Annotated in this window: 27 protein-coding genes and 1 pseudogene; 7 read left to right on the top strand and 21 right to left on the bottom strand. The window is 53.6% G+C overall.

Annotation, left to right across the window (positions count from 1 at the left end):
• Nucleotides 1-123: 123 nt before the first annotated feature.
• From L1249_RS15855 to L1249_RS15825, 7 genes and pseudogenes are all read right to left on the bottom strand, one after another.
• Nucleotides 124-222 (bottom strand): annotated as a pseudogene (locus tag L1249_RS15855) (prolipoprotein diacylglyceryl transferase family protein); the annotation flags it as partial.
• A gap of 68 nt (nt 223-290) precedes the next feature.
• Nucleotides 291-818: a DsbE family thiol:disulfide interchange protein gene (locus tag L1249_RS15850; protein ID WP_035586998.1), complete on the bottom strand. Its 528-nt coding sequence runs from the start codon at nt 816-818 to the stop codon at nt 291-293.
• An 89-nt stretch (nt 819-907) separates the two neighbouring features.
• Entirely contained in the window at nt 908-1,585 is a 678-nt protein-coding gene (locus L1249_RS15845) for a TVP38/TMEM64 family protein (protein ID WP_044630736.1), read from the bottom strand.
• A gap of 62 nt (nt 1,586-1,647) precedes the next feature.
• Nucleotides 1,648-2,478 carry a thiol:disulfide interchange protein DsbG gene (gene dsbG / locus L1249_RS15840; RefSeq protein ID WP_137094695.1) on the bottom strand — a complete coding sequence of 277 codons (831 nt, stop codon included), beginning with the start codon at nt 2,476-2,478 and terminating at the stop codon, nt 1,648-1,650.
• Between the two features lie 228 nt (nt 2,479-2,706).
• Entirely contained in the window at nt 2,707-5,181 is a 2,475-nt protein-coding gene (locus L1249_RS15835; protein ID WP_235253727.1) for a heavy metal translocating P-type ATPase, read from the bottom strand.
• Nucleotides 5,182-5,261: 80 nt separating this feature from the next.
• Complete coding sequence (locus tag L1249_RS15830) at nt 5,262-5,669, bottom strand: heavy metal-responsive transcriptional regulator (protein WP_044630734.1); 408 nt, start codon at nt 5,667-5,669, stop codon at nt 5,262-5,264.
• Between the two features lie 71 nt (nt 5,670-5,740).
• Nucleotides 5,741-6,376 carry a peroxiredoxin gene (locus tag L1249_RS15825; protein ID WP_008958491.1) on the bottom strand — a complete coding sequence of 212 codons (636 nt, stop codon included), beginning with the start codon at nt 6,374-6,376 and terminating at the stop codon, nt 5,741-5,743.
• A gap of 247 nt (nt 6,377-6,623) precedes the next feature.
• On the opposite strand from L1249_RS15825, the gene L1249_RS15820 reads away from it, so the two are divergent.
• Nucleotides 6,624-7,346, top strand: a complete 723-nt coding sequence (locus tag L1249_RS15820) for a cytochrome c biogenesis CcdA family protein (protein ID WP_022522193.1) — start codon at nt 6,624-6,626, stop codon at nt 7,344-7,346.
• A 421-nt stretch (nt 7,347-7,767) separates the two neighbouring features.
• Nucleotides 7,768-8,097 carry a four-helix bundle copper-binding protein gene (locus L1249_RS15815; RefSeq protein WP_074211541.1) on the top strand — a complete coding sequence of 110 codons (330 nt, stop codon included), beginning with the start codon at nt 7,768-7,770 and terminating at the stop codon, nt 8,095-8,097.
• Between the two features lie 143 nt (nt 8,098-8,240).
• Here the strand turns inward: L1249_RS15815 and L1249_RS15810 are convergent, their stop codons facing one another.
• The 11 genes from L1249_RS15810 to L1249_RS15760 all read right to left on the bottom strand — a co-directional run bounded on the left by L1249_RS15810 (nt 8,241) and on the right by L1249_RS15760 (nt 18,668).
• A complete protein-coding gene (locus tag L1249_RS15810) occupies nt 8,241-8,492 on the bottom strand; it encodes a hypothetical protein (RefSeq protein ID WP_235253728.1) in 252 nt (83 codons plus the stop codon).
• 67 nt (nt 8,493-8,559) lie between these two features.
• On the bottom strand, nt 8,560-9,729 hold the full coding sequence (locus tag L1249_RS15805; RefSeq protein ID WP_089675917.1) for a DcaP family trimeric outer membrane transporter: 1,170 nt from the start codon (nt 9,727-9,729) through the stop codon (nt 8,560-8,562).
• A gap of 92 nt (nt 9,730-9,821) precedes the next feature.
• Nucleotides 9,822-11,075, bottom strand: a complete 1,254-nt coding sequence (locus L1249_RS15800) for an IS256 family transposase (protein ID WP_062374709.1) — start codon at nt 11,073-11,075, stop codon at nt 9,822-9,824.
• Nucleotides 11,076-11,288: 213 nt separating this feature from the next.
• Nucleotides 11,289-11,699: a hypothetical protein gene (locus tag L1249_RS15795; RefSeq protein WP_137094702.1), complete on the bottom strand. Its 411-nt coding sequence runs from the start codon at nt 11,697-11,699 to the stop codon at nt 11,289-11,291.
• A gap of 130 nt (nt 11,700-11,829) precedes the next feature.
• Nucleotides 11,830-12,600 carry a copper resistance protein B gene (locus L1249_RS15790; RefSeq protein ID WP_058577553.1) on the bottom strand — a complete coding sequence of 257 codons (771 nt, stop codon included), beginning with the start codon at nt 12,598-12,600 and terminating at the stop codon, nt 11,830-11,832.
• Nucleotides 12,601-12,609: 9 nt separating this feature from the next.
• On the bottom strand, nt 12,610-14,499 hold the full coding sequence (locus L1249_RS15785) for a copper resistance system multicopper oxidase (RefSeq protein ID WP_235253726.1): 1,890 nt from the start codon (nt 14,497-14,499) through the stop codon (nt 12,610-12,612).
• 68 nt (nt 14,500-14,567) lie between these two features.
• Nucleotides 14,568-15,902, bottom strand: coding sequence for a sensor histidine kinase (locus L1249_RS15780; RefSeq protein WP_228169084.1), 1,335 nt, complete (start codon nt 15,900-15,902; stop codon nt 14,568-14,570).
• Nucleotides 15,889-16,554 carry a response regulator transcription factor gene (locus tag L1249_RS15775; protein ID WP_044630684.1) on the bottom strand — a complete coding sequence of 222 codons (666 nt, stop codon included), beginning with the start codon at nt 16,552-16,554 and terminating at the stop codon, nt 15,889-15,891. The genes L1249_RS15780 and L1249_RS15775 overlap by 14 nt, the downstream gene beginning before the upstream one ends.
• Before the next feature lie 14 nt (nt 16,555-16,568).
• Nucleotides 16,569-17,102 carry a cupredoxin domain-containing protein gene (locus tag L1249_RS15770; protein ID WP_062362926.1) on the bottom strand — a complete coding sequence of 178 codons (534 nt, stop codon included), beginning with the start codon at nt 17,100-17,102 and terminating at the stop codon, nt 16,569-16,571.
• Between the two features lie 285 nt (nt 17,103-17,387).
• Complete coding sequence (locus tag L1249_RS15765; protein WP_235253725.1) at nt 17,388-18,131, bottom strand: copper resistance D family protein; 744 nt, start codon at nt 18,129-18,131, stop codon at nt 17,388-17,390.
• Nucleotides 18,132-18,296: 165 nt separating this feature from the next.
• The gene (locus tag L1249_RS15760; RefSeq protein ID WP_235253724.1) at nt 18,297-18,668 is read right to left on the bottom strand and encodes a copper resistance CopC family protein; all 372 of its coding nucleotides are present in this window, start codon (nt 18,666-18,668) and stop codon (nt 18,297-18,299) included.
• Nucleotides 18,669-19,051: 383 nt separating this feature from the next.
• Here L1249_RS15760 and L1249_RS15755 point away from each other — a divergent pair, with 383 nt between their 5' ends.
• Both L1249_RS15755 and L1249_RS15750 read left to right on the top strand, forming a co-directional pair.
• Entirely contained in the window at nt 19,052-19,201 is a 150-nt protein-coding gene (locus L1249_RS15755) for a hypothetical protein (RefSeq protein WP_167348110.1), read from the top strand.
• Nucleotides 19,198-19,635 carry a DUF411 domain-containing protein gene (locus L1249_RS15750; protein WP_062363487.1) on the top strand — a complete coding sequence of 146 codons (438 nt, stop codon included), beginning with the start codon at nt 19,198-19,200 and terminating at the stop codon, nt 19,633-19,635. The genes L1249_RS15755 and L1249_RS15750 overlap by 4 nt, the downstream gene beginning before the upstream one ends.
• A gap of 351 nt (nt 19,636-19,986) precedes the next feature.
• Here L1249_RS15750 and L1249_RS15745 read toward each other — a convergent pair whose 3' ends face one another.
• Nucleotides 19,987-21,357, bottom strand: coding sequence for an MFS transporter (locus L1249_RS15745; RefSeq protein ID WP_235253723.1), 1,371 nt, complete (start codon nt 21,355-21,357; stop codon nt 19,987-19,989).
• A 34-nt stretch (nt 21,358-21,391) separates the two neighbouring features.
• Entirely contained in the window at nt 21,392-21,667 is a 276-nt protein-coding gene (locus L1249_RS15740; RefSeq protein WP_008957440.1) for a metal-sensing transcriptional repressor, read from the bottom strand.
• A gap of 133 nt (nt 21,668-21,800) precedes the next feature.
• On the opposite strand from L1249_RS15740, the gene L1249_RS15735 reads away from it, so the two are divergent.
• Genes L1249_RS15735 through L1249_RS15725 form a run of 3 tightly spaced genes read left to right on the top strand, consistent with a single transcriptional unit; the run spans nt 21,801 to nt 23,787 of the window.
• Nucleotides 21,801-22,169 (top strand): hypothetical protein, encoded by a 369-nt coding sequence (locus L1249_RS15735; protein ID WP_172415936.1) that lies wholly within the window; start codon nt 21,801-21,803, stop codon nt 22,167-22,169.
• Nucleotides 22,170-22,221: 52 nt separating this feature from the next.
• Entirely contained in the window at nt 22,222-22,956 is a 735-nt protein-coding gene (locus tag L1249_RS15730) for a HupE/UreJ family protein (protein WP_170968126.1), read from the top strand.
• A 15-nt stretch (nt 22,957-22,971) separates the two neighbouring features.
• On the top strand, nt 22,972-23,787 hold the full coding sequence (locus L1249_RS15725) for a hypothetical protein (protein WP_044630691.1): 816 nt from the start codon (nt 22,972-22,974) through the stop codon (nt 23,785-23,787).
• Nucleotides 23,788-24,108: 321 nt separating this feature from the next.
• Here the strand turns inward: L1249_RS15725 and L1249_RS15720 are convergent.
• A partial coding sequence (locus L1249_RS15720) for a transposase (RefSeq protein ID WP_235253722.1) occupies nt 24,109-24,491 on the bottom strand: 383 nt, incomplete at its 5' end.

The raw sequence follows: 24,491 nt of genomic DNA, 5'->3' as shown, positions 1-24,491 counted from the left end.
TCACGGCTTGGAGAGTAGAATTGCTCATGGCGTATCCGTCCTATGTTGGTTGTGATCTGGCGAGATCAATCAACAGGATACGCCACCCTCTCTACTGCCCTCCATACACAAGAACTGAGCTTAACTCGCGACTAGCCCGATGACATACATTAAGCCATACCAGTGGATCTGAAGAGGGCCTATGGCGATGGCGATCGGATCAATTTGAGGGTATTGCAACATATACATTCCTTAACTTAGCGTTACAGATGGAGTCATTAATAAAAAAATAATGCGTTTTCATAACCGTTTTATCGTTTCCACTTCTCGACTTCTTGGATGACTCGCTCAACATCTTCAGACGTTATGTAACCTGTATGTTTGTAACGAATAGTGCCTTCGGTATCGACCAGATAGCTTTCTGGGGCGCCATACACACCTAGCTCAAAACCTAGGTTACCCTCTGGATCAAAGATGTTGACTTCAAAAGGGTTCCCGAACTCGTCAAGAAACTCGAGTCCCTTTGCCTGGGTATCCTTGTAGTTGATGCCAACCAAGCGGACGCCTCGCGCGGCTAAGTCCAATAACTGCGGCATTTCATGCTTGCAAGTGGGGCACCACTCTCCCCAAACATTGACCAATGTCACCTTATCTTTAAAAAGAGATTCATCAACGACCCTTGAGGGGTCTTCCAGCGTCGTCAGGTTGAAGGCCGGAAACGGCTGAGCTAACAAGGGGGAATCTCTGGCGCTAGGATCCATTGATAAGCCCTGATAAAAGAAAAAGCTCAAACCAAAAAAGCCCAATAGGGGTAAAAATAGCAATGTCCGAGATTTCACGTATACGTCTCACAGGTAGTAGCGGGTAAGTGCCTGCTGAGCATTGTTAGTGCTTACGGAAGTTGATTTGGAGCACTAGGTTGCATCGGTCATGGCTTCCGAGCCCATAGGCGTTTCGCCAGCAGCGGCAGCAATGTGATGCCACTGATGAGGACCAGCGCGATCGTGAGACCACGGGAGTCGGCGGTAATTAGCACTTCGCCGAACTTGACGATCAGATACGCCGTGGGGATTACGCCGGCCAATGTGGCGATCAAAAAGCGCCAGAAGGACAGGGGTGTAATACCTGCCGCGTAGCTGATGGCATCAAACGAAATGAAGGGCACCAATCGGGATGCAAAAACGATGAGCATCAAGCCGGTTTGAGAGCGTTCCTTCCCCAGCCAGTTAAGGATGGGACGCGTACGCGACCAGCGTTGCATTACCTCATAGCCGAACAAACGAGCAATGCAGAAAGCGAGCAGAGCGCCGGCTTCGGCACCGATAACGACATAGGCCGTTCCCCAAACTGGGCCGTAGATCGCACCGGCCACCATGGCAATCGGACCACTGGGGATCGGGCTCATGACAATGGCCGTAATCATCATAAAGATGATGGCCAATGGCCCCCAGACGCCCAACCCATCAACCCATTCACGCAAGGCCTGCTTATCGGTCAAGACCGACAAGGCGCCGGTCTCCATCAGGATCCAATAGAGGGACGCCAAGCCCATCAGTAGAGAGAGCCCCAAAAAGAGCTTTTGCTTTACACTAAGCTTGGTTGCCATGTCCATCTCAGTTGTGGGGAGCAGGGAGACATGTCATCTCAGCCCTGTACCGTGATGGAGTATCATTCAACACCCAATATTTCGCGAAGCTGGTCGGTCGACACTGCACCATTGATACGCTGTACTTTCCCGGCTTCATCACGGTAGTAGCTGGTCGGCGTCCCTGTAGCACCGGCCTCGCGCATGATCTGGGCATGCTTTCTGAGCAGCGCTTGGCTCTCCTCCGACGGCTCCACCGGCCTTATGCCGCCATTGCGAAATTCCAATTCATGAGTTTCGAGAGCGCTAACCGGATCGTGGAATTCAAGGATTGCAGCAGCTTTGCGAAGGCTGTCCTCTGATAGCACGCCGACCAGCACGTGGCGAAGCTGTAGCACGCCTTGCTCGATTAGCGGACGTGAATTCTTCCAGAGTGCGTTGCAGTAGGGGCAGTTGGGGTCTGTTAGTGTGTAAACAATATGCGATGCATCATCATTCCCCTCCGAGATAAAACGTGTGTTTTCAAACGCACTCCAGGTAGCTTCCCGCATGGGTTCCAGCACCAGAGCCTGAAGCTGGCTTTCCATGACGGCATTGCCCTGGGGGTCGATTAACGTACCAATGACGGCATAGTCGGAAGAGGAAGAAATATAAGCCGCCATAGGCTCATTATCATAAGACAAGGCATAGCCTTGGAGGTCGTCAGGCGCTTCGAAGATGCCATGGAATGTGAACCCTTGATCCACCAACACGGTAATCGTCTTGGGCAAGGGAGACTCAGTATTAGCGGCAATGCCGGCCTGATGACTCTCATTGGCATCGGTTCCTGCTTCCTGCGCCAACGCAGGCAACGTAATAAGACCTAACAGACCTGCAGCGGCTAGGTAATAAGTAGAATGTAGGATATGCCTCATGAATGCTCTCTTTATCAATTACTGTTTTTCCAAGGGATTAGGTCGATCACATTTACTGGCTGGTTTTAGTGCTTCTTATTAAAAAAACAGGTACTTGATAAGCGCAGCAACACCAAGCCCCAGTGCAATAATCAACAAGATCGCTATTAGGCCCATCCCCGCCATACCCCACATGCAACTATCACTTCCCATCATTTTGAATTCCTCTTTAACACTACGGTGTTTGGTTTAGGCGCGATGAACAGCCTCGTTTGGACGTGGTGTGGCATTGCCGGGATCTGGCGTGAAACGGCGTAGCCGCAACGAGTTAGTCAGTACAAAGACACTGGAAACACTCATGGCAGCCGCCGCCAGCATGGGGCTGAGCAATACGCCGATGAACGGATAGAGCACGCCCGCCGCCACGGGGATCAACGCTACGTTGTAGCCATAGGCCCAAACGAAATTGCCGATAATGGTCCGGTGGGTACGCTTGGAGAGCGCCGTGGCATTGACGATGCCTCGCAAATCGCCACTCATCAGCACCACATCGCCGGACTCGATGGCAATATCGGTGCCAGTGCCGATCGCAATGCCCACGTCGGCCTGGGCCAAAGCGGGTGCATCGTTGATCCCGTCCCCCACAAAAGCGACACGCTTGCCCTCCGCCTGGAGACGCCGGATCTCTGCCGCTTTCTGGTCGGGCAGCACCTCAGCGAGAACCTGCTGGATGCCAACCTGTCGGGCGATAGCATCGGCAGTGGCACGGTTATCGCCGGTGAGCATGGCCACTTCCAGCCCTTGCGCTTTGAGTGCTGCGATAGCGTCGGCAGAGCCCTCCTTGAGGGGATCCGCCACCGCGATGACTGCAGCAAGCTGACCGTCTACCGCGGCATAGAGCGGGCTCTTGGCGTTCTCGGCAAACACCTTGGCGCGTGTTTCTGCCTGGCCGAGCTCGATTTCCAGCCGATGCATGTAACGATCAGCTCCCACATGTACCAAGTGGCCGTCGACCTCGGCTTCAATGCCGTAGCCTGGCTCGGCACTAAAGCGACTGACCGAGGGTAATTCCAGCCCACGGGCCTTGGCGCCCTGTACAATAGCTTCGGCGATGGGGTGCTCGCTTTGAGCTTCCACTGCCGCGACCAGTCGCAGCACGTCGTTTTCATGACCGTTAATTGCTTCGAAGTCGGTCAGTTCGGGGCGCCCCTGGGTCAAAGTGCCGGTCTTGTCCAGCACCACCGTATTCATCTTGGCCAGCGTCTCAAGCGCCGCCCCTTTGCGAAATAGCACTCCCATCTCGGCCCCTTTCCCGGTACTGACCATGATGGCCGTTGGGGTAGCCAGGCCCATCGCACATGGGCAGGCAATTAGCAGTACACTAACGGTAGTGACGAAGGCAAAGGACAAAGACGGCGACGGTCCGAAAGCGAACCAGAGTGCAAAGGTAATCGCGGCGATAGCGATGACCACGGGAACAAATACACCAGCAACCTTGTCGGCCAACTGCTGGATGGGGGGCTTCTCCGCCTGGGCCGTTTCCACCATTTTGACGATCTGCGACAGCACGGTGTCGGCACCGACTCGCGTGGCCCGAAAGGTAAGTGCACCGTTCTTGTTGATGGTGCCACCGACGACTTCGGAATCCCTCTGTTTGACGACCGGCACTGGCTCACCGCTGATCATCGACTCATCAACGTAGGAGTGACCCTCCTCAACGATGCCATCGACTGGAACACGCTCCCCTGGGCGAACCAAAATACGATCGCCCGTGACGACGGCGTCGATAGGCAGCTCGACGGTTTCATCCTCACGGATGACGCGGGCAGTTTTCGCCTGTAATTGCAGAAGCTTCTTGATAGCTTCGGAGGTGCGGCCCTTGGCAATGTGTTCAAAATAGCGACCGAGCAGAATTAACGTCACGATCACCGCCGCCGCTTCGAAATAGCTCACGGCGGTTCCGACGGGGAAGAGCGCGGGCACCAGCAGGGCGGCGACCGAATAGAAATAGGCAGCGCTCGATCCGATCATAACGAGGCTGTTCATGCCCGGATTAAAATGCCGGAGTTCGGCGAAGCCGACGCGATAGAAGCGTGCACCAGCATAGAACTGCACCGGTGTGGCCAATAACCACTCAACGCCCATCCAGCCGCGATGCGGCATTAGACTCGTCAAAAGCGTGTCAAAGGCGGGAATCATTTTCCCCATGGCGATGATGACCACCGGAATCGTAAATATTGCCGCGAGCACGACTCGGCGGCGAAGCTCGGCTCTCTCCCGGTCCTCGCTGTCCGTTGGTGGCGGCGTATCGGTATCCTGTGGTTCATAGCCTGCTTCGCGGATGGCATGCTGAATACGCGGTAACGAAACGGCTCCCGGCAGGAAACGAACGAAGGCTTTTTGGGTGGCGAGGTTGACACTTACTTCCACCATGCCGGGCAGCTTCGTTAGCGTTCGCTCTATCCGAGAGACACACGATCCGCAACTCATGCCGGTGATGGGAATGTCGAGACTTTCCACCACCGGCTGATAGCCCGCCGTTTCAATGGCGTTGAGTAGGCTAGTGGTCGCGGTACCTGCTTCGACCTGGATAGCCGCCTTCTGTGCGGCGAGGTTCACTTGAGCGTTGATCACGCCTGGCTGCTGGCTGAGTGCGCGCTCCACACGCCCAACACAGGAAGCACAGGACATACCACGAATCTCGATATCGACGTATTGCGCCATAATGACGATCTCCCTGTTAATTTATCGACGACCCGGTAGGCAAACTTGATTCCCATGTTCGCTATCGAGAAAATGCCCGATCATTCAGTCTGCTCAGCGATAGCTTCAACAATCGGGCAGCCTTCCTGCATAGGCCCTTCGCCTGCACACTCACTCAATGTTTTCGATAATACGGCTTCAATCCGCGTGAGGTGCTTGATCTGCTCGCGCACCTTGTGCAGCTTCTCCCCGGCGATGCGTTTAGCTTGCGCCCGGTCGCCATTAGCATCCTGAAGCATTAGCAGCTCCCGAATCTCTTGCAGCGTGAAGCCCCACTGCTTGGCATGGACGATAAACTGCAACCGATCCACAGCTTCCAGTGGGTAACGCCGATAGTTGGCATCGGTCCTCCTCGGAGGAGGCATAAGTCTCTCTTTTTCGTAGAATCGAATCGCCTGGCTAGCGACCCCGCTTCGTTCGGCAAGCTCGCCGATACTTAGTGTTTGCATAGCGTTACCTCACGACATTATTAATCCAAGCTTCTGGCAGCCTGACTCAACGAATCTACCGGTCGGGGCTCCTATTGCTCCGGTTGGCGCACGACCCTAAGGTAGGGCGTCTTGGTGTTCCAGCCTTCGGGAAAGTGTTGCCTAGCGTCATCATTCGATAGCGATGGCGAGATGATGACATCGTCACCATTTTGCCAGTCAACGGGGGTGGCCACTTTGTGCTTGTCAGTTAGCTGAAGCGAATCGAGAACCCGCAGTATCTCGTCGACATTACGTCCTGTGCTGGGTGGATACGTCAAAGTGAGACGAATTTTCTTGTCAGAATCGATGATGAAGACCGTACGCACCGTCAGTTTGGGGTCGGCTTTGGGATGGATCATTCCATAAAGCTTCGCTACCACCTGATCTTCGTCAGCCAGCAAGGGGTAGTTCAGGGCCGTGCCCTGAGTCTGTTCAATATCCCCCGCCCAGTCGTGGTGAGAGCTGAGGGGATCCACCGAAACCCCAACCAGTTTGGCACCCCGCTGGGTGAATTCGTTCTTTCGCTTGGCAAACGCGCCCAGTTCTGTGGTGCATACTGGCGTAAAATCAGCGGGGTGCGAGAACAGCACCGCCCAGCTGTCGTCAAGCCATTGGTGAAAGTTGACCGTGCCTTGCGTGGATTCGATCGTGAAGTTTGGTGCTGTCTCGCCCAGTTGTAGCGCCATGGAAATGTCCTCATGTCATTCATTGAGTAGCCACCATAACTTTGAAGTCAACTTTAAGGTCAAGCTTGATGTGTAATATTTGCAATTCGATAGGAGACAAATAATTTGTCAATAAAGGTTGACCTTAAAGCAGCTGTAAGCCTTAAAATTCTTACGGCGTTAAAATGGATATGATAGGAGGTAGCACCATGGGATTGGTATCAATACCCTTGTTGGCCGTCTCCATAACTTAAGTTGCGATAACACATTGGAATCTCTCTCTTCCATCGGCTTGGTCGGCGCCTTTATCGGCGGATTGGTCTCCTTCTTCTCGCCCTGCACGCTGCCCCTGTTACCGGCCTACCTGTCGGTGGTCACAGGCGGTAGTGCCGGTAAAGCCGACAGGCGGTTAGAGGCATTGACCCTCAGTGCCTTCTTCGTCTTCGGCTTCAGCATCGTGTTCATCCTACTCGGGCTCGGCGCCAGTAGTATCGGGCAACTGATGCGAGGGTATCGCCAAGAATTCAACTGGGTTGCCGGCTCGGCGGTGATCGTGCTGGGCCTCTTCATGACCGGCGTGTTCCGATTGCCGCTTTTCCAGCGTACCTTTCAGTTCACCCCCAATGTCCAGGGTGGCTCTCCGCTTTCGGCTACTGTGTTCGGGGTATCTTTTGCCATCGGCTGGACGCCCTGTATCGGCCCCATCCTGGGCGCCATCTTGATGGCCACGTCCAATGCTGCTAGTGCCCAGGCTGGAATGATATATCTCAGTGCCTACTCGGCAGGACTGGCGCTACCTTTTCTTGCCAGCACTTTACTGATTAACCGATTCGCTCTGCATCGGCAAAGCCTAGGAAGGTGGAGCGCCTATGCTCGCCCCGTGGCGGGCACGGTTGTGATCCTGATGGGCATCGCCATCGTCTCGGGTACCATGACGCGGCTTTCCAGTATCATGGTCGACCTTTTTCCCTCCCTGGCGACCCTGGGGTAGCCAGGCCGTCAGAGAAGTAGAGATTAATTTTCATACTGACTCCTTAGGAAGCTTATTAGGCTGAGCTAGTCTCCTAAAAGGAGATTATTTTTATAAAGCTTAGAACTTGATTCCTCTCATTATTAATTTAGTTTTCTCACCTACTTACTTTAATTAGGGGCTTCGTGGCGAGCTAACTTCCAGGCGCAGCGAATGCTGCAGTATTTTTTGAAAAAAACATTTATTATAGTAGGCCTTCCTGAATCCTAGCTGAATAATAAAAATCATGGCAAGTAACGCACAGCTACCTGGTTTATCTTTATATTTCGTGAGTAGTTACCTGATTACCTTTCCTTGATTTTTCTTTTAGGTTGTTCTAGCTTTATTATGCCAAGCAAGAGCTATGGTGAATAAAATCTGATTTAATAAATGGAGAATCGAGATGAATTTTGGAAAATATGAGAATTGCATTGAAGCTTGTCACGTATGTGCAGCGTATTGTGACAAGTGTGCAACTGAGTGCCTAAAAGAAGACGACGTAAAAATGATGGCGGAATGTATTCGCCTTAAAATGCAATGTGCTCAAATTTGCCGGTTAGCCGCTTCATTCATGGCACAAGAAAGCGAGTTTGCGCACGAGATCTGCCGTCTATGTGCCGACATTTGTAAAAAGTGTGGTGATGAGTGTGCAAAACATGATGCAACCCATTGTCAAGAGTGTGCTCAAGCTTGTCATCGCTGCGCTGAAGAATGTGCCGCAATGGCCAGCTAAGCTTCAAACCAGCCGGGGCAAGCGCTCCGGCTCGACGTGAACTTCTATGGAGAAATTCATTTGCTTTAACTCAGGCTTTCAAATTATTGAGGTAATTATTTTGAAATAAACTCTAGTAGAAGCAAGCCTACTGCGAGCCTCTTTTAAGGAAGCACTGCATAAATACGACCGTTGCTGCCTAAGTGCCACCGGCAGGGCAAAATACAGTTTTCCACTACCCGCCAGAGTTCTCGATGAAACAGATCTCGTTTGCTCAGGCTGAGCACCAGAACAATAAGAAGGTCACCCGCCGGGAAGTGTTCCCGACGCGACTGATCTTTCTTATTCAGTTTAGTGACAGTGGTATTGTGGGTCGCCTGTTCGATCAGGCCCCACATGAAGTGACGAAGAACCATAAAAAAGCTTGGGCATACGCCCAAGCAATCGATCAAAACAGCTTCTCTGCTATGCTACTAACTCACCCTAGAAACTATACTGGGCAGCCACCATCATACGGCTCGCATCTTCTTCACGGCCATCGGCCAACTCCGTTTCGAAATAGCCGTACTCAATTCCGTACATCAAGCGTTCGTTGGGAGTCCACATCAGATTAAGAAATGTATTCTTGTTCTTTCTACCTGCATTCCCACCTACGGTAGGGTCGCCCAATTTGACATCGGTATAGCCATGGGACGCGTTCAGTGAATAGTGTGGTGATATTTGATAAGAAAGACCAAGGGCTCCGCTATCGCCAGATAGCGTTTGCAGCTTACCGTTGGTATCGACGTAGGCATCGGCACCGTTGAAGTAATCGCCAGACAGATAGAGGTAACTGTTCGCCCCCTCGCTGGCGTTCACGATCGCTCTCAAGGTCACCGGTCCGGCATGGTAGGCACCTGCGGCGAAGGCCCCATAGCCCATTTCCGTATCCTTCTCGCTGCCGGTATCGTACTTCAGCTGCCGGGCGATGCCGGCGATTGAGTAGGAAAAGTCACCCATACTATCTTCATAGCGCAGGCTCAACGCGGGCATCGATGATACGGCATCGTCATTATCTGGCAAGGAGGCGTCTTCAGGTAAGGAACCATCGATGTTCTCCGCCAGCTGTGCTTTTGGATCTTCCGCAGCTATCGAGAATCCTCCAATGGTGTAGCGCAACTGGGCAAGGCGCGTACCATAGCCACCATAGCTTCCCGCCGTGCTAAAGAAATCCAGTGTGGGCGTGGCGGCGACGAAGGTGTTGTAATTCGACCAGGTCTGCCCGGCAAGGATGCCATTCCAGGACCCATAGGCATGCCGTAGTCTGAAGCGCGTATTGTCATCGTTGTAGGACCAGAAGTCCCCTTCGATAACGGTGTCTAGCGTGCTCCCCTCGACAGGCGTGCTGGTTCGAAAGCCAATGCGGCTCTGGGTGGCGGATATCTGAAACTGATCACCGACCTTACCTTCCGACCTTTCGACTTCTCCAAAGTAACCTTCGTTTGCCGATCCGGCATCCCGATCGAAGTTGTAAGCCATGTTCAGCCTGGCGTAGCCATAAAGACTCACGGTGGTCTCTCCCGATTGGATTTCCAGGGCCGAAACATACGTCGAGCCGATTGCCAAGGCCATAACCGTCATGCTGACCAAGGGAATCTTCTTGTTATTCCACATGATGACACCTCTTTATGAATTGTCTTGTTTTTACGCCGATTGCGGCACTATAAAGTTAGCGAAGAGTTATTGTCAAATCTGGTGTATGACCATCAGGCGGCGTCTCTGCCAGTTTGATCATCCACCTGCTCTCCATCCCGAAACTGGACGTTGTCCACGACCAGCTTCAGTTGGTCGAACCCCTTGATCCGCTTCCAGCGTTTTTGGGCGGATTGGAGTAATTTGAACACCATCGATAAGGTGGTGTCGCGAGAGCCGCAGGATCGGCTCTGCTTGGTTCTTAACCGCACGGTGGCGAAGGTGGATTCAATCGGATTGGTGGTCCGCAAGTGAATCCAGTGAATGGCCGGGAAATCGTAGAAGGCCAACAGCTCGTCCCGGTCCTTCTCAAGGTTTTCCATGGCCTTCGGGTACTTGTCCTGAAACCGCTTCAACGTGCTGTCAAAGGCCTTGTGTGCGCTGTCACGGGTCTCCGCCAGATAGATCTCGTGCAAGGCTGACTTCACTTTCGGTTGTACTGACTTGGGCAGCTTGTCCAGTACGTTAGCGGTCTTGTGCACCCAGCACCGCTGGTGCCGGGTTTCCGGAAACACCTTGCTCAGCGCTTTCCAGAAGCCCAGAGCCCCGTCGCCTACGGCCAGCTTGGGCGCATGATCCAGGCCACGTTCCCGCAAGCCAGTGAGCAGCTCACGCCAGCTGGCTTCAGACTCCCGGTGGCCATCTTCAACAGCCACCAGCTCCTTGTGGCCGTGCTCAGTGACCCCAATGATCACCAGCAGGCAGAGCCGGTCATCCAGGCGGACATTGCTGTAGACACCGTCCGCCCACCAGTAAACGTAGCGCTTCTGGCCCAGGTCACGGTGACACCACTCCTCGTGCTCCTTCAGCCACTGGGCCTTGAGCCGGGTCACCGTATTGGCGGACAACCCCTTGGCCTGCTCACCGACCAAGGCGTTCAGAGCCTCCTGAAAGTCGCCAGAGGAGACCCCTCGCAGGTAGAGCCAAGGGATGAGCTCATCCAGACTCCGAGCCCGCTTCAAGTACGGCGGCAGGAGCTGGCTGTTAAAGCGAATGCCGGAGCCGCTGCGGTCTCTGACCTTGGGCACCTGAACGTCAACATCCCCAACGCCTGTCTGGATTGTGCGCTTGGGTAGGTGTCCGTTGCGCACCACAGCTTGGCGCCCATCAGGTGTTGAAACATCGGCATACTGGTTCAGCAAGCCCTGAAGCTCCGACTCGACCGCCTTGGCAATCAGGTCACGGGCACCCTGACGGATCAGCTCGTGCAATGGGTCGGTGGTGGCCACCTCTGGTTGTGAAAGAGCGTGCAGGTTAGACTTGGACATGGCGTATCATTCCTCTGTTGGTTGTGATCTTGGCGGTGATCAACCAACAGGATACGCCACCCCTTCAGCCTGCTTCCATACACCAGAAATCACCATAGCTCGTTAGCGAAAATTCCTGAATTAAAGCTGAATTTGTTTGCCGAGATACTAGTTTTTCATAAAAAAGGTCAGCTCATGGCTGACCTTCTTAATTCATGTCAAGACTAAAGGATATCAATAGGCGACATGTAGTTCATAATAACGGTTATCATCACTGCCTCCACTTGATCTTCCTGTTACCTCAAGCTGATAATTACCCGGTTGCAGCTGACGAACAAGTTCGAAGTGCCCCCGTGGGCTGGAAGCTTCTGCTACCTTCTGTCCCGCCTCATTATAAAGAACAGCTGAAATGCGGTTGCCAGTGCTGGTAAATCCTGGAAAGTGCTCACTCACTACTTTCAGTGTAGTCGCTTGTTCAATGTTAATATTGAAACGCTTAGGATGCCCCTGGGCAAGCATCTGTGTAGAAGATACGCCTCTTTCTAGTAAGGGAAGATTCTGTGTTGTATTGCCTAAGCTCGCTAATACAGGTGTAGAGAGGATACTTGCTACTACTGCACTAAAAACAATTGCTTTAATTTTCATGGTGGTTTACTCCGCTGGTTATTTACAATTTAACAATAACCTTAGAGTATGAATTGAAGCTGAATTTAGTGGTTTATTAGCAAAAAAAACGCCACCTTTCGGTGGCGCAAGTTATAGAGTGCTTAACGATTTAAAATATTAACCTGACGCCTGCCACCACGCCGGTATCTTCGGTATTATTCCCGCCAGCACGAGAAAGGTCAGCGGTATCGCCATACTCTTTTTCCCAGTAAGCGCCCACGTAAGGCGCAAAGCGTCTGGTCACTTCGTAGCCCAGGCGCATGCCGACACGCACTGAGTTAAGGCCCTTACCCACACCAAACTCCTTAACTTCGCTGGCAGCTACGGCAATTTCGGTACGCGGCTGTAGGTAGAGCCGCTGCGTCAGGCGCAGATCGTACTCGCTTTCCAGGCTGGCGGAGATATCGCCTTCATCGCTTATCATCAAGTCGAGATCGGTCTCGAAGCGATAGGGGGCGAGCCCCAATAGGCTGATGACGCCGAAATAGCGTTCGGGATAGTCATTCGTAGCGATACCGCCCTGATAACCGATGCCGCCCTGAAGTTCCCAGAAGTCGGCAATCAAACGACTATAAAGCAGGTTGAGGGACTCGAATTCTGCATCTTCGCCATCGCCCTGGACGTTTTGGCCTTCGCCTTCCACGTATAGGCGATTGAAATCACCGCCATACCAGGCCTGGAAATCCCAGACCAAGGCATCCCCCCCCTTGTCGGGCGAAGCATATTCCAAGCGATCGACCCGTACCGTGGTCATCGGGTACTCCACGACCGGTGACGGCCAGCCGGCCGGGGCGTCATAGCCGTCTTCGGCTTGAGCAGTCGTGGCGGCGGCCATGCCGAGGGCGGCGCTGGCGAGGGTTAAGTAGTGCTTGGTTTTCATACTGCCTCCTTAAGAAACCTGAACAACGCGGAACATGCCGGCATCCATGTGATAGAGAAGGTGGCAGTGGAACGCCCAACTGCCCTCTGCATCTGCGGTGATCAACGCAGATACGCGCTCACCGGGCTTCACATTTAGGGTGTGTTTGCGCGGAATCAATTCACCCTGGCCGTTTTCCAGCTCCATCCACATGCCGTGGAGGTGGATAGGATGCTCCATCATGGTGTCGTTAATCAGAATTAGGCGCAGCCGCTCGTCTTTCACAAAATGAATAGGGCCCGTCACTTCGCTAAACTTCTTACCGTCGAACGACCATATATAACGCTCCATATTGCCGGTCAGGTGCAGCTCAAGCTCACGGCCTGGCTCACGGCGATCAGGCCATGGTGTGATCGCTTTGAGATCCCGGTAGACTAATATGCGTCGTTCGTCGGGGTCGATGCCGATGCCCGCCTGGTCGTAGCGAGAGCCGGGCTGGGCTTCACCAGCGAGAAGCAAACCGTTTGCGCCTATTTTGGCCTGCTCGGCTGCCATGCCTCCCATAGTAGAGTGATCCATGCCTTGCATGTTGGACATACCGGAGTGATCCATCCCAGCCATGCTGGAATGATCCATCCCCGACATGTTGGACATGCCAGAGTGATCCATCCCCGACATGTTGGACATGCCAGAGTGATCCATCCCCGACATGTTGGACATGCCAGAGTGATCCATCCCCGCCATGTTGGAGTGATCCATACCGCCCATACCGTGGGCACCCATGGCTTCCATGCCGCGGTCGGCAATTTGGCGGCGCTTGGGAATCTCCGCCTGCATGCCTTCACGCGGGGCTAGCGTGGCGCGAGCGTAGCCACTCCGATCCATGGCTTCGGCGAAGATGGTATAGGCTCGATCATCTTCTGGTGAAACAAGCACATCGTACGTTTCCGCCACGCCAATACGGAACTCATCAACGGGAACAGGTTGCACTGGCTGGCCATCAGCGGCCACCACGGTCATCTTCAGGCCGGGTATACGGACATCGAAGTAAGACATGGCTGAGCCGTTAATCACGCGTAGCCGCACCCGCTCACCAGCCTTGAACAGCGCATTCCAGTTTTCTTGGGGGGAGTGACCGTTAAGCAGGTAGGTATAAGTACTGCCGGTCACATCGGCAATATCCCGAGAACTCATGCGCATTTTGGCCCACATACCGCGCATCTCGGCAGTTTGTGAGAAACCCTTTTCGCGAACATCGGCGAAAAAATCAGCAATCGTGCGCTCTTGGAAGTTGTAATAGCCTTCCATGGTTTTCAGATTACGAAATACCGACATGGGGTCTTCAAAGGTCCAGTCGGTGAGCAGTAGCACATGCTCACGGTCATAGCGGATGGGTTCGCGCTCGGCGGCGTCAATTATCAACGGCCCGGCGTGGCCGAGCTGTTCCTGCAAGCCGGAGTGGCTGTGGTACCAGTAGGTACCGTTCTGACGGACGGGAAAACGGTAGGTAAAGGTTTCACCAGGGGCGATACCTGCAAAGCTAACGCCAGGCACACCATCCATTTCCGGCGGTAGAATGAGACCATGCCAGTGGATGGAGGTGGGCTCGTCCAGCAGGTTGGTGACACGCAGTACTGCGTCTTGACCTTCTTTCAAACGAATCAGCGGGGCAGGACTGGTACCGTTAATGGTAATTGGTTGGGCTTCTTGTCCGTCAATAGGCAACGATTCACGGCGGATCGCCAGCGATACCTCGGGCCCTTCTTCAACGCCCTGAGCATAGACGTTGGTACGGCCCCAGGGGTTTGCCCAGGCGGGAGTTAACCCCATTGCCGCAGCAGAACCTAAGCCTAAGGCAGCGCCTCCTTTTAACACTTGCCGACGAGAAAGAGGGTGAGAAATGATACTTGAGCGTGCCATGTGTAACTCCCATCAATGATGAATGGCACCATCTTGATGGAAGAAGCTGAATCAAAGCTGAATAGTGATTAATTAATCACTTCAACTGCAAGAGGCAACGTAACCGTAACGCGCAGTCCACCCAGTGGACTACGCTCAAAGCGCGAGTGCCCTGAGTAGCGGGCAATTAACTGCGCAAGAATCGACAGGCCTAAGCCGTAGCCGGGACGGCGTTCATCCAATCGTGTGCCACGCTCTCCCAAGCGCGAAAGATCTTCTTCTGCAACGCCGAAACCGTCATCATCAGTGGTGAGCGTGAGTGTGGTAGTGGAGACGGCAATATCGCAATTAATGCACCTATTCGACCATTTGCCAGCGTTATCGAGCACGATGCCTAATATTTCAGAAAAGTCGTGAGCCTCAATAGGCACTTGGTCTTTCTCGTGTGCCGAGTGGGTAAGGTTGAAAATGCGCTCAGGGTAAAGACTACGGAACATCTCGATGAGCCGTGAACTATCTCGCGTGACGTTCGCCATTCGACCCGCGTTAGGCCCTGCAATACGCGAACGACGCAGCTCTGCAGCTAACTGAGCGTTAATATCTTCAATACGACTGAGCAGTTTATGCCGTCGGTTTTCATCAATGGGCCGATTGCCGCGCAGTACTTGGGTAATTGCTGCCAGCGGGGTTTTTAATGCGTGTGATAGGTTGGCGACCGATTCTCGCGAGCGCTTCAGACGAAGATCAATGTCGTCCATGAACCAGTTCAACTGGTCGACTAATTCATCTAGCTCCGAAGGGGCTACTAATGACAAGCGATCACGTTTGCCTGATCGCAATGCTTCAAGTTGTTGGCGCAGTTGCCAGAGTGGTATGAGTCCACGGTTAACCGCTAGCATGTTGAGCATGATGAGCATCCCTAAAAGCACGGCGGCGATCCCACCAACCCACCAGTGCAAAGTTGCAAGCCCTGCTTCTACTTGGGAAAAATCCTCGCCCACCAATAGCACACCCTGCGTGCCCTGCCACTCAAAATGGCGGCGATAGACGAGCATGTGCTGTGTTCCGCGATTCACATCTATTAGGGCATCGCCGCTCTCATCTAGCAACGGAGCCAGCTGTTGCTGCCATTGCGGGTCAGAAGCGCTGACTAAGCCATTGAAACGGAGTACGTAGAGATGATGAAAGACTTGATAGCCTTGGCTAACCGAGTCGAGCGCAGTCGGTACAGCCGTTTGGTCTTGCTCTAGCTGCGCGACCGCGTGGTTTGCTTCACGTTGTAAGCGTTCACCTAAAAAATCCCTTGCCAGGCTCTGTAAAAAGATCCCGTGCAATAGCCACGTGGTGACCACCACCAGTAGCGCGACGCCGCCTAACCATGCGAGTAGCCGAATGCGTAAACTGCGTCTATCAATGTGAAGCAAAGAAATACCCCTGACCACGTCGCGTTTGAATGACTGATTTACCGAGATAACGGCGCAGACGAGCGATGTAGACTTCCACCAAGTTAGGCGCGGCGGCATCCTGATCCAATGCATAGAGCTGCTCTAGTAGCTGCTCTTTCGAGTGAATGCGATCAGGATGCAGCATTAAGTAGCGCAGTAACCGAAACTCGGTCGCTGTGAGCGAACGCCACGTTTCACCTTCTAAGCACACTCGTTGACCCGCTTCATCCAACGAAATGCCGTTAAGCGTGATCACTTGAGATAACTGACCAGACTGCCTGCGTAGCAAGGCCTTCAGGCGAGCCATAAGTTCGGCTTCGTGGAAAGGCTTGGTGAGATAGTCATCGGCTCCGGTTTCAAGTCCGATAACTTTATCTTCCCAGGTATCGCGGGCCGTCAGGATCAAAATAGGCGTGTCGCGTTTTTGCCTGCGCCACTGGGCGAGCAGATCCAGCCCTGAGCCGTCGGGCAAACCGACATCTAAGATCGCCAGTTCATAATGCTCGGTTGCCATCAGCGACTTGGCCGCTTTCAAGGAAGCGGCCAAATCAACCAGGTAACCGTTGTCTTTGAGACTCTCTGCCAAGCTTTCCGCTAGCAAGTCATCATCTTCAAGTAGCAACAGTTTCATGGATATACGTCAGATTAGAGAGAAAAATTGCCGTACATGCCGGATTCATAATGACCAGGAATGTTACAGGCATACTCTAGCTCGTTAACATTGTCAGGGACACTCCATAATAAAGTCCCGGTTTCACCAGGCGCAATGGTGACACCTGCCATGTCCATGCTGGCCATATCGTGACCATCGCCGTTTGACATATTGGACATATCGTGGCCTTCACCGTGTGCCATATTCGACATGTCATGGCCTCCGCCATTGGCCATGTTTAGCATCATCTGGCGATGTTCTTCTTGGGCTTCTTTGCTACCAATCACAAATTCATGCTCTAAATTGCCGGTGTTGGTGATTTCAAATTTAACCACCTCCCCAGCCGCCAGTTCTAGCTCTTCAGGGTCGAACCACATATCGCCAGCCTCAAGGCTGATCGTGCGGTCAACGTCAGCCTCGGTTAGGCCATTGTCACCACTGCCTTGGCCGGGCGAAGCCCATGCCGCACTCGTTATCAAACTGAGTGAAAGGGCAAACAAAGACGTTGTTAAGGAGATGTTGCGCATGGTCATTTACCTCAGAGGTTATTGTCACTTGTTCTTTATACGGCGTTAACCTGAAACGAGCCTGAGCCTAACGTAAAAATATGGCCTGCTACCCAAAAGCATTTCTAACATGATGATGGATCCTGCCCCCCCCCTGATTAGAGTCAACGCTGCAGCAATGACTTTTCGTCTTGTTGGTGCAATTGCCTATGGCAGCCTCCGCCTAAACCTCAGCGTAAGGCCCATAAGAAGGAGACCGTTAATTTCGAGCTCTGGAACGGCTCAACAAGGTGGTTGACCTGTTAGTCACCCATTCGGTGATGTCACCCTTGTCAGCACCGCCGTGATCAGCAGGATAACCACGACCAGCACCATCTCCAGTGCAATACTTCTCTGTAACCGTCCTGGGGCTGTTGCGTCGCCGCTCTCAAAGGCCGGCACAAGCCGCCACTTGTTCGCGGCAGCAAATAACAGTAGCGCCGCCACAATCAATACCTTGCCGATCAAGAACTGTCCATATGCCGTGGTGAGCAGTGGCGTGAGACCGCCTGTTAGCAGCGTGGCCAACGTGACGCCCGCGAGTACCAACAAGCCGACTCCGCCCATGGCGATTTTCCCGAAACGGGTCAGAATGTGGGCGGTATTGTCCTGGTTGTGACCCCGTCCTACTAAATGGAACAGCGGCCAAAGCGAGGCCACCCAAAATGCTGCCGCCATCAGGTGAACGATCAGCAAGCCAGCCAGAACGAGGCGTGGGGTGTTTACTGTATGCCCCACCTGCACGAATGCCAGCATCACCAATAAAACGCCTACTAGGCTCACGCTGTTGGCTGTTTTCGAGAGCGCTAAGTTATTAAGCTGAATCGCCTGAACCAGCAGCAAGCCAGCTACCGCCAGCATTAGCCGGCCCCCGGACGCACCCTCAAACACGATTCCGAGCAGCATTGGGTTGGTTGCAGCAGATATATTGCCGCCCCCAAGGTAACCAGCTTCTAAAGGCCACTGGAACAGAATCAGAATGACCCCCGCCCAGGCAGCAAAGACGCCCATGCGGGCGACGCGCCTCCGGTCGTGATCAGGGAGTCGGGGAAACGCTAGACGAAACAACACGGCCCCCGTCGCGACTAGGGCACTAAGGTAAACCCCAGCCGCCACGAGAATCATCGCGACGGTCCAGACGTCGAGGCTATTTACGGAGAACCACCAGGCCACGGGTCAGGGCTCGACCGAGAAGTTAAAACCGTCGGACATCATGTGCCCGTCATCCGATAGGCCACGCCAGTGCACCTGGTAGTCCCCAGCCGAAAGAGTGTCACTGGGCTTTACGAAGTAGCGATCGACCTGTTCACTGCCTGGCTGACCATCAAGAGGAACGGGGCCGTTTGGGCCTGTCACTTCAAACTGGGTGATGCGCATCATGCCACCAAACTCGATGCCAATCTCTGCTGGGGAATCCTGAATGGTGACGCCATCCCTCGGTAAAGTGTTTGCGAGGCCTTCATGGGCCAGTGCCGGGATTGCTAGCGACAGCAACAGCGTTGCTAAGGAAGCGTGAATGATAGGGAGCGAACTCTTCTTCTTTTGCATACCGTATCCTTATGTTTTTCAGGGTTGAATGGATATTGTTACTTCATCGCGGAGGCGCTAAAACTGATTCGGTTGAGCCTTGGTTAGGTTATTGTCACCACCGCCGTGGCCGGGCGCAGCCCATGCGGCGCTGGTTACCAGACTTACTGAAAGGGCAAACAAAGACGTTGTTAAAGTGGTTTTGCGCATGGTTATTTCCCTCAGGGGTGATTGTCACCCGTTTTTTATACGGTGTTAACCTGAAACGAGCCTGAACCCAGCGGGCAAAATATGATCTGTAGCAACCTTTCGTTGTCCGCAAGGTTGCAAGGCTTGACCTTAGGGTAACCCCAAGGTTGTATGCTTACAGCGTTATTACTTACTGACTTGTTAGGAGACTAACCATGATGAACGCAGATTGTTTTGCTTTTATGAGCTCCATGAGTTGGTTTGGTTGGTTAATGCCGCTCACTTTTTTACTGTTGATAGGGCTGGGTATCGCCTCGTTAGTCAAGTACTTGTTTAGCCACGCACCTCAAGGAGACCGCTCATGAAGCGATTTACCGCTACGGTTTTATCTAGTGTTTTGGCCCTAGGAGCCGCCTCGGCTCAGGCCGCATTGCCGGATGAAGCCACGCTTTACCAAAACCCCCAGTGCGGCTGCTGTGACGCTTATGCACGCCATCTTGAAGAGCTCGGCGTAGAAGTGACGATTATTGACGATGTAGAGCTGGGTGATATTAAGCAGCAGGCAGGCGTGCCCTATGGCCTGGGTTCATGCCATACCATTGAGATGGGCGAGTATTGGATCGAAGGCCACGTTCCAATGGAAGCCGTGCAGGCGCTGTTTGAGGAACAACCCGATATTGACGGTATCGGTTTGGCGGGTATGCCCATTGGCACACCGGGTATGCCGGGGCCACAAGAAAGCCCTTACAATGTGTACACGTTTACAGGCCAGGAAGATGAGCCATTTATGACCCTTTAGTAGGGTGATAAAAGCTCGCCTGCTGTCTGCACGCCGTTCTAACGGACTCTTGTAGTACAGCAGGCGCATTCAAGTCATACATTACTAAAACGAAAGCGCTGTATTAAACTTAGGATTTACTTTGCTAGTGCGTTACGGGTCGATTCGTTACGGTAAGCTAAAAATAAGATTGCGTCGTTTTCTTTACACCTACACATTGCCACACTAGCAAGCCTGTTAAAGCTTACTTTGCGCAAAAACCTCCTATTAATATTACGCCTTAATAAAAGGTGAGCATGTTGTATACCCGCGTTAGTAAGATTGGCAGTTCGCATCCCACGTTTATTTCCCAAGCCCGCGTCCTTACTCGTTTTACGATGGCCAATGGGAATGGTGGTCATCGATAACAAAGACGTGCCCATGTGAGCCTGGGGAATGATGGTGGGAATGGCGATGAGGTTCCGGCCCCTCCCATCCCTCATGTTCGTGCTGATGATGTTCATCGTGGTAGTGCAGGTGGGTGTGACTTTGGGCAGCGTGCTCGTGCTCAAGAGCCATCGGGTCATGTGCGTGCCAGATAAGGGCCGCGAGCCCCGTTGCCGCCAGGGCCACCGTTCCCAGCAAAGCGAACGTACCCGTCAGTCCCAGGTTCACTCCCAGCCAGCCTGCCAACGGATAGGTGACTAGCCAACAGCTGTGTGACAACGAGAACTGGGCAGCAAACAGCGCTGGACGCTCCTCCGGCTGGCATGAACGTTTGAGCAGGCGCCCGGTGGGGGTCATGACCAACGAGGCCCCAGCGCCCAGCAGTAACCATAGCCCGACAAGCCCCGCAAACGATGGGCCCAGCCAGCCCAGGTAGAGGCTGAGTGCCATCATAACGCCACCCAGCAGCATGACTGGCCGCTCGGGCATCCGATCCAGCACCTTGGGCAGCAGTAAGGCTATTAGCATGGAGCCCCCGCCTGCGGCGGCAAAGGCCAGTGCGACTTCTTTCTCGCCCAAATTCAACACCGAGCGTACGAGTACCACCGTGTTGACGATCTGCATGGCCCCGGCGGCTGAAACAGCCAGGTTCAACGCCAGTAGCCCGCGCAACCGGGGCGTCTTCAGATAAATCCGCATGCCGCGGGTAACACGACGCCAGACGCTAGGGGCTTCCTCTAGGGCAAGAGACGCAGGCAGGATCACCGATATAACCAGGGCGGCAGAGATAACGAAGGCCAGAGCATTGATTACAAACAGGACATCAAAACCCATCACCATCAGCAATGCCGCCGCCGCCATCGGGCTAAGAAGGTTCTCTAAATCATAGGCGAGACGCGACAGGGACAATGCTCGTGTGTACTGCTCTTCGTCTTCGAGAATGTCAGGGATCATCGCCTGGAAAACGGGCGTAAAGCCAGCTGAACAAGCATTGAGCAGAAAGATCAGCACATAGATCTGCCACACTTCGGTAACAAAAGGCAGTGCGCAAACCACGGCTGCACGCAGCAAGTCCAGGCTAACCAATAAGGTGCGCCGAGGCAGGCGTGATGCATAAGCGCCGACCAAAGGGGCAATGCCCACGTAAGCGACCATCTTGATCGCCAGCGCCGTGCCTAGCACGACGCCCGCCTGACCTTCAGCAAGATCGTGAGCCAGCAACGCCAGAGCAACCGTGGTCAGGCCAGTGCCGATCAGTGCAATGACCTGCGCTAGAAAGAGATGGCGGTAGACGCGGTGGGCGAGTACATCGAGCATAGAACTTCCTCAAATGAGGGGTGCCTAAAAGCGCTTACAGGTAGCGTGCAATCGTCTTGAACTCTTCAGCCCGTGCCCGTTGCGTTTGATTCTGAGTACCCAGGGCTTCGTCTAGGCAGTGGTCGATGTGATCCAGCACTAAGGTGCGTTTAGCTTGCTGAATGGCTTTTTCTACCGCATGGAGTTGTTGAGCGATGTCCAGACAGTGGCGTCCATCCTCTACCATCTGGGTCACACTCGAAAGGTGCCCCCGAGCGCGGTTCAGGCGCTTGACGATATCGGGATGTGACTGGTGAGTATGCATTGTCATTTTCTTTTCCCTTATTATATTCCTATCCCCCCGGAGGGGATGGTAATCTATCGCCGTTATTCTGCCAACGCTATGGTTCAAGGCAGACGGTTATCTATTTTTATGATTTTTACTTTTATCCTGGTTGCTCTACATGCTCAATCGGCTGCGCCACCGCCTTGGCTATCTGACCTTTCTGTTGCTGTTCCTGCCTAGCCTGGTAATCACCAGTGTGGGTGAGGCGCGTGCGCATGGGGCGGCGAGCATGGTTAGCGTTGAGTTGTCTCTCCATGAGAATGTGCAGAAGGGCCATGGGCATACCCATGGCCACGAGCACGAAGATAGTCGCCACCTCCATAATGAGAGTGGCAGTCACTTTCACGAAAAAGCGGATCGGCCTGGGACGGGCATTGCCGTCGAGCCGAACTTCCGCGACGCCCTGCGGCTAGGCGAACGCAGCGGTCTTCCGCTGCGTCGCGTCTACCGCTTGGAGCGTCCGCCACGGCCAGTCATCACTGGATGATTGGGGCCGTCCCCCTGACGGCCAACTTTAATGACAGACCCGTGGAGGTTTTATGTTTCCATCCCAACTAGGGGGTGCGTTCGGCTTGTCTGCTATGATCCGACGCCACGCGCTGCCCCTTCTCACACTCCTAGTGATGCTCCTGGGAGCCACTGGTGAAGCCCTTGCCCACGCCGTTGCTGAAGGCGACAAAGGGTATATCCAGGAGATCTATGGCGTTCACCTGATCTCGTTCATCTATCTCGGTGCCAAGCACATGGTGACGGGGTATGACCACATCCTGTTTTTGCTAGGGGTCATCTTCTTCCTCTACCGAATGCAGCATATCGCCATTTACGTCAGCCTCTTTGCCATCGGTCACTCGACGACGATGCTGTTAGGGGTGTACTTCAATATCGGCATCAATAGCTACCTAATTGACGCCATCATCGGACTCTCCGTTGTCTACAAGGCGCTCGATAACATCGGGGCGTATCAGCGCTGGTTCGGCTTTCAGCCCAACACCAAGGTCGCCACACTGGTGTTCGGTCTGTTTCACGGCTTTGGCCTGTCGAGCAAGATCATTGAATACGATATCTCGCCTGATGGTCTCGTCCCTAATCTCCTGGCATTCAACGTAGGCGTCGAGATCGGCCAGCTACTAGCGTTGAGCGCCATTCTCATTGTGATGGGCTTCTGGCGACGCACGACGGGCTTCTTACGCCACGCGTATACCGCCAACGTCGCCATGATGTGTGCTGGTTTTATACTGGTGGGTTATCAACTCACCGGCTATTTCATTGCCTAATTGAGGGAGTCCCTAATGTATAACACTGATCTTCCAACCCGTGCCGAACTACCGTCAACGGGTAAGTTACTTCGCTCTACGCTGATGGCCGCCGTTATTGCTGTCGCTTTGCTGATCACCGTCGTGTTACCTGCCGAGTATGCCATTGACCCCACCGGTGCTGGGCGCTTGTTGGGGCTGACTGAGATGGGCGAAATCAAGACCCAGTTGGCTGAGGAAGCCGAACTCGACCAAGCCAACGATCAAGCCATGGCCCAACAGGCGTCTCAACCCTCGGCATCTCAAGGAATCGTCAGTGATCGCCAGTCTGCGCCGGTAAACGATGCTGATGCTCAGACTGCGACGTCCGAGGCAGAGATAGCTCCCCAAACAGCCAATTCTGCCTCAGCGAGTGATCCCGTAGCACCTTCACTCGAAGATTCTGACAGGGTGATGACCGATGCCAGCATGGCACTGGCGGAGGCATTAGCGACGGAGGAAGCTGCTTCACAGACGGCGCAAGCGGAAGAAGCGTCCCCGTGGAGCGATGAGGTGAGCTTTACCCTGACGCCAGGAGAAGGCACGGAGTACAAACTCACCATGCAAGAAGGGGCGGTTGCTACCTTTGCCTGGGTATCCGAAGGTGGCCCTGTCAACTTTGACACACACGGTGATGGCAATGGGAACTCCATTAGCTACGAAAAAGGCCGTGGCGTGCCCGAAGATGAAGGTGAGCTAGAAGCCGCTTTCACTGGCAACCATGGCTGGTTCTTCCGTAACCGCAATGACAACGATGTGATCATTGTCTTGCGTGTGGGTGGCGAATACGGGGAGTTAGTTAAGGCCCTTTAACAGATTAGCCTCTAGCGCTCTCTTGAGTGCTAGAGGTTTTCTTCGAACCAGTGTCATTAAGTATTTATAGCTGTATTGGTTTATTGATATACCACTTGATATAAAAATCATCTTCAAGCGCATGAGATGATGCAATAGCTCAGTTAGCAAAACCATTTAGCCTGGATTTCTCATAGTACCTCAGCCAGTACCGCACTCAGGCTGTAACACCGCTAAACACCTACTGGCTCGACTTACATCGGCTACTTTTTAACCACTTTCCGGCGTTCAGACACACTTCCCCCTTCCCCCCATTGCGTCGGGCCGGGGGCGCCCGAGCAGTCAGTTAGGAACCAACCGCCTGACGAGATCGGATAGCGCCGTTTTATAGGGGTAGCTGTCACTCATGAGTACTCGGATTCGACGCGTATTGCGGATGATGACCGCGCCTACTTTGATGAGCTTGAGCCTCAGGTTGCTCGGACTCATGCGCGCGAAGGGCGTGTGCTTCAGATAAGTCCGTAACCGCTCGAACAGCGTATAAGCGAAGCCCGACAAGATCAGCCGCCACTGATTGGCCCACCAGTGCGTGCTGGAGGAGTTAAGCTCAGTTCTTGTGTATGGAGGGCAGTAGAGAGGGTGGCGTATCCTGTTGATTGATCTCGCCAGATCACAACCAACATAGGACGGATACGCCATGAGCAATTCTACTCTCCAAGCCGTGA

The organism is Halomonas sp. Cn5-12 (assembly GCF_021532545.1).
GTDB lineage: Bacteria > Pseudomonadota > Gammaproteobacteria > Pseudomonadales > Halomonadaceae > Vreelandella > Vreelandella aquamarina.
This window is presented reverse-complemented; position numbering and strand designations above follow the sequence as displayed.